The 9034-nt window shown below is 63.3% G+C and carries 9 protein-coding genes; 5 read left to right on the top strand and 4 right to left on the bottom strand.

Annotated features, from left to right (window positions below; genetic code table 11):
• Both groL and groES read right to left on the bottom strand, forming a co-directional pair.
• The coding region (gene groL / locus MJD61_10835; GenBank protein ID MCG8555763.1) for a chaperonin GroEL at positions 1–1210 on the bottom strand (1210 nt) is incomplete at its 3' end.
• Positions 1211–1288: 78 nt separating this feature from the next.
• Positions 1289–1576 (bottom strand): co-chaperone GroES, encoded by a 288-nt coding sequence (groES, locus tag MJD61_10830; protein ID MCG8555762.1) that lies wholly within the window; start codon positions 1574–1576, stop codon positions 1289–1291.
• Between the two features lie 198 nt (positions 1577–1774).
• Here groES and MJD61_10825 point away from each other — a divergent pair, with 198 nt between their 5' ends.
• Positions 1775–2377, top strand: coding sequence for a hypothetical protein (locus MJD61_10825; GenBank protein ID MCG8555761.1), 603 nt, complete (start codon positions 1775–1777; stop codon positions 2375–2377).
• Positions 2378–2722: 345 nt separating this feature from the next.
• Here the strand turns inward: MJD61_10825 and rpoZ are convergent, their stop codons facing one another.
• Positions 2723–2971, bottom strand: coding sequence for a DNA-directed RNA polymerase subunit omega (gene rpoZ / locus MJD61_10820; GenBank protein MCG8555760.1), 249 nt, complete (start codon positions 2969–2971; stop codon positions 2723–2725).
• Positions 2972–3165: 194 nt separating this feature from the next.
• Here rpoZ and MJD61_10815 point away from each other — a divergent pair, with 194 nt between their 5' ends.
• From MJD61_10815 to MJD61_10805, 3 genes are read left to right on the top strand one after another with little or no spacing between them, the layout of a single operon-like run.
• On the top strand, positions 3166–4848 hold the full coding sequence (locus MJD61_10815) for an FHA domain-containing protein (protein MCG8555759.1): 1683 nt from the start codon (positions 3166–3168) through the stop codon (positions 4846–4848).
• The gene (locus tag MJD61_10810; GenBank protein ID MCG8555758.1) at positions 4817–5827 is read left to right on the top strand and encodes an acetyl-CoA carboxylase carboxyltransferase subunit alpha; all 1011 of its coding nucleotides are present in this window, start codon (positions 4817–4819) and stop codon (positions 5825–5827) included. The genes MJD61_10815 and MJD61_10810 overlap by 32 nt, the downstream gene beginning before the upstream one ends.
• Positions 5803–6093, top strand: coding sequence for a hypothetical protein (locus tag MJD61_10805; protein ID MCG8555757.1), 291 nt, complete (start codon positions 5803–5805; stop codon positions 6091–6093). Before MJD61_10810 ends, MJD61_10805 begins: the two co-directional genes overlap by 25 nt.
• A gap of 64 nt (positions 6094–6157) precedes the next feature.
• On the opposite strand, the gene MJD61_10800 is transcribed toward MJD61_10805, so the two are convergent.
• Positions 6158–7558: a sigma 54-interacting transcriptional regulator gene (locus MJD61_10800; GenBank protein MCG8555756.1), complete on the bottom strand. Its 1401-nt coding sequence runs from the start codon at positions 7556–7558 to the stop codon at positions 6158–6160.
• Between the two features lie 290 nt (positions 7559–7848).
• Here MJD61_10800 and MJD61_10795 point away from each other — a divergent pair, with 290 nt between their 5' ends.
• Entirely contained in the window at positions 7849–8919 is a 1071-nt protein-coding gene (locus MJD61_10795) for a hypothetical protein (protein ID MCG8555755.1), read from the top strand.
• Positions 8920–9034: the final 115 nt, after the last annotated feature.

The following is a 9034-nucleotide window of genomic DNA, read 5'->3' as shown; positions in this document are numbered from 1 at the left end:
GTGTCGCGTTGAGCGCGTCCTCGACGCGAGCCTTCTTCTCCTTCATCTCCACCTCGGTGGCTGCGCCCACCTTGACCACGGCAACTCCACCGCCGCGCTTGGCAAGCCGCTCCTGCAGCTTTTCGCGATCGTAGTCACTTGTGGTCTCGTCAATCTGACGCCGAATGGTCTCGATGCGTCCTTTGATGTCCGATTTCTCCCCGGCGCCATCAACAATGGTGGTGTTGTCCTTGTCGATGGTGATGCGCTTGGCACGGCCCAGGTCGTTCAGGGTAACGTTCTCGAGCTTGATGCCGAGATCCTCGCTGATCACCTGGCCACCGGTCAGAACCGCGATGTCTTTGAGCATCTCCTTGCGACGGTCGCCGAATCCGGGCGCCTTGACGGCAGCCGTGCCGAGCGTGCCCCGCAGCTTGTTGACGACAAGCGTGGCCAGCGCCTCGCCCTCCACGTCTTCAGCGATGATGAGCAGGGGTTTTTGCTGGCGAGCGATGGCCTCGAGAACGGGAAGCAGGTCCTTCATATTGGACACCTTCTTCTCCGAAATCAGGATGTAGGCGTCTTCCAGCACCGTCTCCATGCGCTCCTGGTCGGTAACAAAATACGGCGACAGGTAACCGCGATCGAACTGCATGCCCTCGACGACTTCGAGTGTGGTCTCGAGGCTCTTGGCCTCCTCGACTGTGATCACGCCTTCCTTGCCCACCTTCTCCATTGCTTCGGCGATGATCTCCCCGATCGTCGAGTCACCGTTGGCGGAGATCGTACCCACTTGCGCAATTTCGCGTGGATCCTTGGTCGCCTTCGATAGGGTCTGCAGCTCCGTGACCAGCAGCTTCACGGCGGAATCGATCCCACGCTTGAGCTCCATGGGGTTGTGGCCCGCTGCGACCATCTTGGAGCCTTCACGATAGATGGCCTGCGCCAGCACGGTCGCGGTAGTCGTACCGTCGCCCGCTACGTCGGATGTCTTGGACGCCACCTCCCGCACCATCTGGGCACCCATGTTCTCGAACTTGTTCTCAAGCTCGATTTCCTTGGCCACGGTTACGCCGTCCTTGGTTACCGTCGGCGCGCCGAAACTCTTCTCGATCACGACATTGCGTCCCTTGGGACCCAGGGTCACTTTGACCGCGTCCGCGAGGGTGGTAACGCCTTGCAGAATCCGGTCCCGAGCCGAAGTGTTGTAGATGATTTCCTTTGCTGACATTAGCCGCTCCGTAATTTCTGGTGTTTATTGTCTCAGAAACAGTTATCGCGCCTGTTCGCGTGGGCCGTGAAGAGCCGACTATTCGATCACCCCGAGGATTTCGTCCTCGCGCAGGATCAGATGCTCGACCCCTTCAAGCTTGACCTCGGTGCCCGAGTACTTGCCAAAGAGCACGCGATCGCCGGCCTTCACGTCTAGCTTGCGCACCGAACCGTCGTCGTTGACCTTGCCGTTGCCCACGGCGATCACCTGACCTTCGATCGGCTTCTCCTTGGCCGTATCAGGAATGATTATACCCCCTTTGGTTTTCTGGTCCTCTTGAACGCGCTTGACCAGGACGCGGTCCTGGAGCGGGCGAATACCCATCGGCAACCTCCTTGAATCGTTGGGAGTTCACGGACCGCGACCGGTTAGCACTCGCGGTCCGGGACTGCTAACGCGCGCCAACATAACCGTCGCCTGGCGCTCGTCAAGCCCACGCAGGACGCAAGATTGCGGGTTGGGCCCAAGAGCGCTAAAATATCAAGGACTTGGCCATGAAGGTCCGGTCCCTCAGGAGGTTAGGTGAGCGCGATCGAGCCGCACACAGACGTTCACGTTTTCTTCAGAGATAAGCTGTCAGCCGCGATGAAGCGCTGTGACCTGTACGCGAGGGAAGCGACCGAATTCTACTTGGTTCAGCTACTTTCCGACTTCGTGGCCAGCACGCCCCAAGACATCCTGTCAAAGCCGCTCGCAGAGCGCTTGGGCAGGGCGTTGACGGCCTCCGGAGCGGAGGCCCTGCGGCGTTTCAAGCAGCTGGGAGACCTCGCCCTGTTTGTCTCGGGCTTCTTTGCCGACCACTTGGACAGCCGTGGTGTGAGCCGGCGCTACGTATCGGATCTCGGGGGGCAGGCGTATGCGGCTGCTGGGGGATTGGCGTTCCGTTCCCGTGGTTCGGCGGTGGCCCGCGATCCGGAGGTATACGCCGAGCTATCCGACAGGTTCGATGCGTTCGCGGGGGTCTTGAACGACGTTCGGGAGGATACGACCTTGCGCACGCCCCGGGATGTGCTTCGCCTCTACGAGCGCTGGCGCCGAACGGGCTCGCCGTTGCTCGCGAGACGACTGCGAGCCGAGGGCGTGTTTCCTCAAGTTGCTAACCACGAGGCCGGCACGCTCCACTAGTTCCCGTTCAGCATGGCGCCATAGCGGCTTTCGTCCTCGGCCCGGCCCTGCGAAATACTTCCAGTATTCCTCGGTCCGCGCCTCCGGGCGCGCTCGCTCTGGCATCCATGCTGAACGGGAACGGGGTTCTTGGAAGCAGCATGGCGCCATAGCGGCTTTCGTCCTCGGCCCGGCCCTGCGCCGTGTCGAATTCGACCGCGCAGCGCAGCTATTCCTCGGTCCGCGCCTCCGGGCGCGCTCGCTCTGGCATCTCCCGCGATGCAGCGAAGCGGAGCGGGGCGCGGCCCACTCTGGACGGGAACTGGGTCTTCGGACAGACCGAACTTCGGTGGTGCGGCCCAGCTCTTAACGCTGGGCGTCTTCGAGCGCTCGGTGTTCCGCGATGTAGTCTCGAGTCACTTCCGTAACGTCGCGCGAAAACGTTACTCGTTGGGCCGCGATCTCACGCAGGGCCGTCACCGCAGCTCGATTCTTGCTCGACACGAGCGCTGGAGCGCCCTTCATGATCTGGCGAGTCCGTTGGGCGGCGAGTATGACAAGGGCGAATCGATTCTCTTCGTGTGCAAGGCAGTCTTCTACTGTGACTCGGGCCATACTGATTCCTCACCGCACTGATTTCTCGCCGCTCCTGGCGGCAGCAGGCCCCCGGCTACAAAGCGCGCCAGGCCTGTGTTACCAGCGTGGCGAGAGCCGAGCAAGTCGGTCATTGTTGCGGACCCAGCTTGGGGTCTTCATGCGTGGGCTTCGCCTGCGGCTCCACCCGGGCAATTCCTGAACGGACCCCAACCATGGCGCGAGTGATCATCACGTCAGGCGACGGCAAGCAAGAAACGCGCGTGCTGGAGCCGGTGACAACCATCGGTCGCCATCCGGATAACACGGTCCAACTGCTTGATCGCGTTGCATCCAAGGGGCACTGCTCCATCGATCTGCTTGACGGCAGGTACGTGCTTCGCGATCTAGGATCTCTCAACGGCACCTTTGTGAACGGCGAGCGCGTGGAGAGCCGGGTTCTTCAGGCTGGAGACGAGATCGGCGTCGGCTCTACCAAGATAGTATTCAGCGAGGGGCCGATCCGGCCCGAACACTCGCTGACCCAAGGTCGTGCGCACAGCCCACGCAAGGTCACCCTCATGAGCGGGCCGGCGGCGAGCCGCATCCGTTCCAAGCTGGTCCAAGCCGTGGAACAGGATTTCCTGCCCGAGAAGGCACTCAAAGACGTGGCGGGACTTCGCAAGGACTACGAGAAGCTGCGGGTAAGCTACGAGTTGACGCGCGCCATCGGAGCCGAGCTCGACGTGGATCGGCTTCTTGACAAGATTCTGACGTGTGCTTTCGACCTTCTGAGCGCAGACCGTGGCGTGATACTCATGTGCGAAAGTGAAGGCGAGCTCGTTGCGCGTTCGGTACGCACCAGCGGAGAGCTGGGCACGGAGCAGGAAGTCACGCTTTCGAGCACGATCATCAGGGAAGTGCTCAAGGACCGCGCGGGCGTGCTTTCGAGCGATGCGTCCGTGGATACGCGGTTCAAGGGTGCTCACTCCGTGATCATGCAAGGTATCCGATCGACCATCGCGGTGCCTCTCATACATGGCGAGCAGGTGCTCGGCGTCATGGTGCTGGACTCGCAGGTCGCGGCCAACGCGTTCACGGAGAAGGACTTGCAGCTCACTCAGACGCTTGCGAATCAGGCGGCGATCGCAATCCAAAACAGCCTGTATGCTCGAGAGATACAGCAGCAAGCGCTGACGCGTCAGCGCTTTCAGCGCCTGCTGTCGCCGGCCATCGCCGAGCAGGTCATCAAGGGGGATGTCGACGTGGCAAAGGGGGGCCAACTACGCGACACAACGGTGTTTTTCAGCGATATTCGGGGCTTCACACGTATGGCCGAGGCCCGCAATGCTCAAGAGATTGTCAACATGCTCAACCAGTACTTCGAACTGATGGTTGAGGTGATCTTCAAGAACGAGGGGACGCTGGACAAGTTCGTGGGAGACGCGATCATGGCGCTTTTCGGATCACCGGTGCAACACGACGACGATGCCGTCCGTGCCGTAAGGACGGCCGTCGAGCAGTTTCGGGTGCTCGAGGCCTTCAACCGCGCCCGGCTGGCACAGGGATCGGAGCCGCTGCGGATCGGTATCGGCATCGACAGCGGGGAAGTCGTTGCTGGCTATTTGGGCAGCAGCAAAGCGCTCGAGTACACGGCGATCGGCGACGTGGTCAACACCGCGTCACGCCTGTGCTCGCTCGCGAAGGCCGGCGAGATCATCATCAGCGAGCGCACTTGGGCACGAATTCATGACCGGTTTGACGCGGTCGAGCTGCCGCGCAAGCGAGTCAAGGGCAAGTCGCGAGCGCTCAAGCTGTACAGGGTTGTTCGGGAAAAGTCCAACCATCGGGAAGCCGGCGACTCGCTGAGCGCAGGCAAGACCCGCAATGGATCAACGCGTGGCGTATCTGGAGTTTGAGAAACCCGTTGTCGAGCTTGAGCGCCGCATCGCGGACCTCAAGTCGGTCGCGGAGCGCGACGACGATCTGGACCAGGAGATTCGGAGCCTGCAGGAGCGTGCGCAGAAGCTCAGGCGGGAGATCTACGAGGATCTGTCGATCTGGCAGAAGGTCCTGTTGAGCCGGCACCCTGATCGTCCGTTTTTCGCAGACTACCTGGAGCGCCTGTGCGATGGCTTCGTGGAGCTGCATGGCGATCGGGTATTCGGCGACGATCCCGCTATCGTGGCAGGCTTCGCACACATTGACGGCCGCAGCGTAGGCGTGATCGGGCAACAGAAGGGCCGCACCACGAAGGAGAAGCTCCGGCGTAACTTCGGCATGCCACACCCGGAGGGCTACCGGAAGGCAGTGCGCGTGATGGAGCTTGCCTCGCGTTTCGGCCGTCCGATCTTGACCTTCATCGACACCCAGGGTGCCTACCCCGGCATGGGTGCCGAAGAGCGCGGGCAAAGCGAGGCGATCGGCCAGTCGCTGCTTTGCATGTCGCGGTTGCGCGTGCCCGTGATAGCCAGCGTGATCGGTGAGGGGGGGTCCGGAGGGGCGCTGGCTCTCGGCGTGGCGAACCGTGTGCTGATGTTGCAGTACGCGACCTATAGCGTGATCACTCCGGAGGGCTGCGCATCGATCCTGTGGCGCGATGCCACCCACGCGCCCGAGGCAGCCAAGCAGCTCAAGCTCCTGGCTTCCGATGCACAGGCGCTGGGCATCGTGGACGCCGTGATCCCCGAGCCGGTGGGGGGTGCGCACAGGGACTACGACGAGGCGGCCGAGCGCCTTGGAACCGCGCTTCGCGGCTACCTCGCGGCTCTGGAAGGGCAGAGCGCCGAGCGTCTGATACAAGGGCGGTACGAAAAGTTCCGAGCGATGGGCATATTCAGCGGAAAGAGCGGAAAGAAGGCAGGCCGACAGGCATGGTGCTGGCACGGGAGCTGCTGAGAATCCTGGTTTGTCCTGAATCGCATCTGCCGCTTGCGCCGGCCGACGACGCCCTGCTCAAGACCATCAACGAGGCGGTCGAGGCAGGGACGCTCCGGACGCGCGGTGGCAGGTTGTTGACGCGTCAGGTTCAGGAAGCCCTGGTTCGCGAGGACCACGGGTGTGCTTATCTGGTTGAAGACGGTCTGCCGAACCTGCTCATCGACGAGCGCATCGATCTAGTGTCCTGGAACAGAAACTCCTCACATAATCTCGCCGGCCCTTGACTTCGATCGAGCCAGCGACCGCCCTTCGGCTATCTCCTGGAAATAGCGCTGCTCAAGACACTCCCTAATCTGAGGCGGAGCTTTTCTTGATGCCGTAGGCGCGCAGCTTGTGTACCAGCGTGCGCAGCGGGATGCGCAGTAGCTCCGCGGCTCGCGTCTGATTGCCGCCGGCGCGCTCCAAGCCTCTGAGGATCAGCTTGATTTCGTACTGCTGGACGCGTTCTTTGAAGACCAGGTCGTCGCTGTCTAAACCAGGGCCCTCACCGCTCAGCGCCCTTTTCGCGGCGGCCTCCAGCTTCGAGCCCGCAGGGGGCTCCGCGTGGGTGCGCACCGATTCCGGAAGGTCCTGCTTGCGGATCCGTCCCCCGGAGCAGACGATCACCGCCCGCTCTACGGCGTTGCGCAGCTCCCGTACGTTGCCCGGCCAGGGATAGCTCACGAGGCGCTCGCTCGCGTCAGCGTCGATTCCATCCACGGGTCGTTTCCACTCCCGGCTCGCTTCCTGCAGGAACAACTCGGCCAAGAGAATGACCTCGTCGGGACGCTCTCGCAGTGGTGGAACGCGCAGGGTGAACGCGTTGAGCCGATACAGCAGGTCGGCTCTGAACTTCCGCGCGCAGACCATGGCCTCCAGGTCTCGATGCGTGGCGGCGAGCACGCGTACATCGAGCTCGATTTCGCGGCTCGAGCCGATGCGTTGCACGCTGCGCGTCTCGATGACGCGCAACAGCGCGGCTTGCGCCGCCGCCGACAGCTCGCCCACCTCGTCCAGAAAGACCGTGCCGGCGTCCGCTTGTTCAAAGAGCCCCTTGGACATGCGGTCCGCTCCGGTGAACGATCCCCGCTCGTGCCCGAACAGGGTGGCTTCGAGCAGGGTTGCGGGAATGGCGGCGCAGTTGAGCGCGGAGAAGGGAGCCTTGGCACGGGCGCTACCGGCGTGGATGGCCTGTGCGACCAGCTCCTTGCCAGAGCCTGTCTCGCCTAGGATCAAGACAGGGGCCGTGGTCTTGGCCACGCGTCCGACCACTGTGTAGAGCTCGCGCATCTTCGCGCTGTGCACGACGACGGCCGCGTCGGTTCGCGGCTCGCTACGCTCGCTGGTGACGTGCAAGGCAACGGCCACGCCGCCGAGTTGGATGCTGTCGCCAGGTTGGACGCGCGCCGAATCAATGCGCGTCTGGGCCACCTTGCAGCCATTGCGCGAGCCCAGATCCTCGAGCACGAAGTCGCCGTTCTTCCAGACGAAGCGAGCGTGCTGCCGGGACAGGCCGAGATCGTCGATGAGCACATCAGCCGGGAGCTTGCGTCCCACCACGACGGGTGTGTTTTCCACCAGCTCCACCAGACGCACTCCCTGAGGGCAGTAGAACACCAGCGTGGCCCGGCGCTTGGGGGACGCGCGGCCGCTGCCCAGGGGCAGCGCGGCATGCTCGATGGTAGTCAGATCCGCGAACTTGCTGCCCATTCTGTCTGGCGAGCATGTCGTGCTCGTAGAGCGGCGTCAAATCGGCTCCAGGCCCCGAGATCGGTTGGACCAGCCCCTGCCGGGTCGCAGCGGGGCCCAAGCTGCTGTCGCTGGAGCCGGCAATCCATGCTACCGTGCCTCATCTGGCTAGGGGACCTATGAAGGTGTTGGGCTGGACGATGCCGTTGGGGTGGATGCGGTCGGGGTGGATGCGGTCAGGGTGGATGCGGTCAGGGTGGATGCGGTCAGGGTGGATGCGGTCAGGGTGGACGCGGTCGGGGCGGATGCGGATGGTCCGACTCGGACTGCAGGGCAGCCGGACTCTGGTGCTGCTCGGGGCCGGTCTGTGCACGGCAGGCTGTCGCTACTCGCTGCCAGGACCTGCCCCGACGCAGAACTTCCACGGTCTGAGCGATGAGTGTGCTGCCTGTGGCGAGCGAGAGTGCGGGCAGCGCTGGGACGAATGCCTAGCGGATTCGGCCTGCAAGGACGCGGTCGAGTGCTATCGCGATTGCACGGATCCCGATTGCCAGATGCGCTGCACGGCCCTGGCTGACTTCAACAGCCTGTCGAACAAGGTGCTCAGCTGCCTCTTGTGGGAACACGGTTGTGCCGCGACCTGCTCGGGCAGGAACTGGGACTGCGTGGGCAGCTACGGCTGGACCGGTACCGAGTCGGCGCAGACGCGGCTTGTCACGCTGACGCATACGGAGCCGCGGAGCCGAATGTACAGGCCCATTGCCGGCATCGAGGTCAAGGTGTGCACCACCGATACCTGCGATGGCTGCGATGCGGCCGGCTGCGGGCCGCCGGGGGTGCTTCGCGCGGTGTCGGACGAACGCGGTCAAGTCAAGCTCGAGCTGCCGGCTACTGCCGCGTCCGGGGCGTTCTTCGGGCATCTGCGTGCGAGCGGAGCTCGCCTCATCCCCATGGCGTACTACCTGGGTCACCCGGTGCTTCGACAGGAGTGGCATACCTTTACGATGCAGGACGTGGCCAGCACGGATCCGGCCGTGCAGCCCCCCGCAAACGTCCAGCGCGGCAACGTGATTGTCTCCGTCATGGACTGCGCTCGAACTCCCGGCCAGGGCGTTCGCTTCAGCGCCAGCTCCGCCGATGCGACCACCCGCACCTGGTACGAGCGTCCCGCTCGCTCGAGCCAGAGCGTCACCACGACCGACCGCAGCGGTGTGGGAGGGTTCACGAACCTACCGCTGGGTCCGGTCCTGCTGACCGGCTACCGAGGTGACACGCCCGTTGCCGCGGCCGAAGCGTACGTCCATCATGCTTTGATAACTCAGGTCACGCTGTATCCCCTTGAGCTCGCCGACCGACCACCCGAGCCCGGTGTCGTGCCATGAGCGCGAGCAGGCTTGAGCCCGGTTTGGGCCCCAGCCCGACGAGTCCGGATCGCTCGGGTGAACAAAAAAGCGACTTGGCACGCACTTTGTTTTTGAGACTCCGGTCCAATGTGTC

The organism is Pseudomonadota bacterium (assembly GCA_022361155.1).
GTDB lineage: Bacteria > Myxococcota_A > Polyangia > Polyangiales > JAKSBK01 > JAKSBK01.
This window is presented reverse-complemented; position numbering and strand designations above follow the sequence as displayed.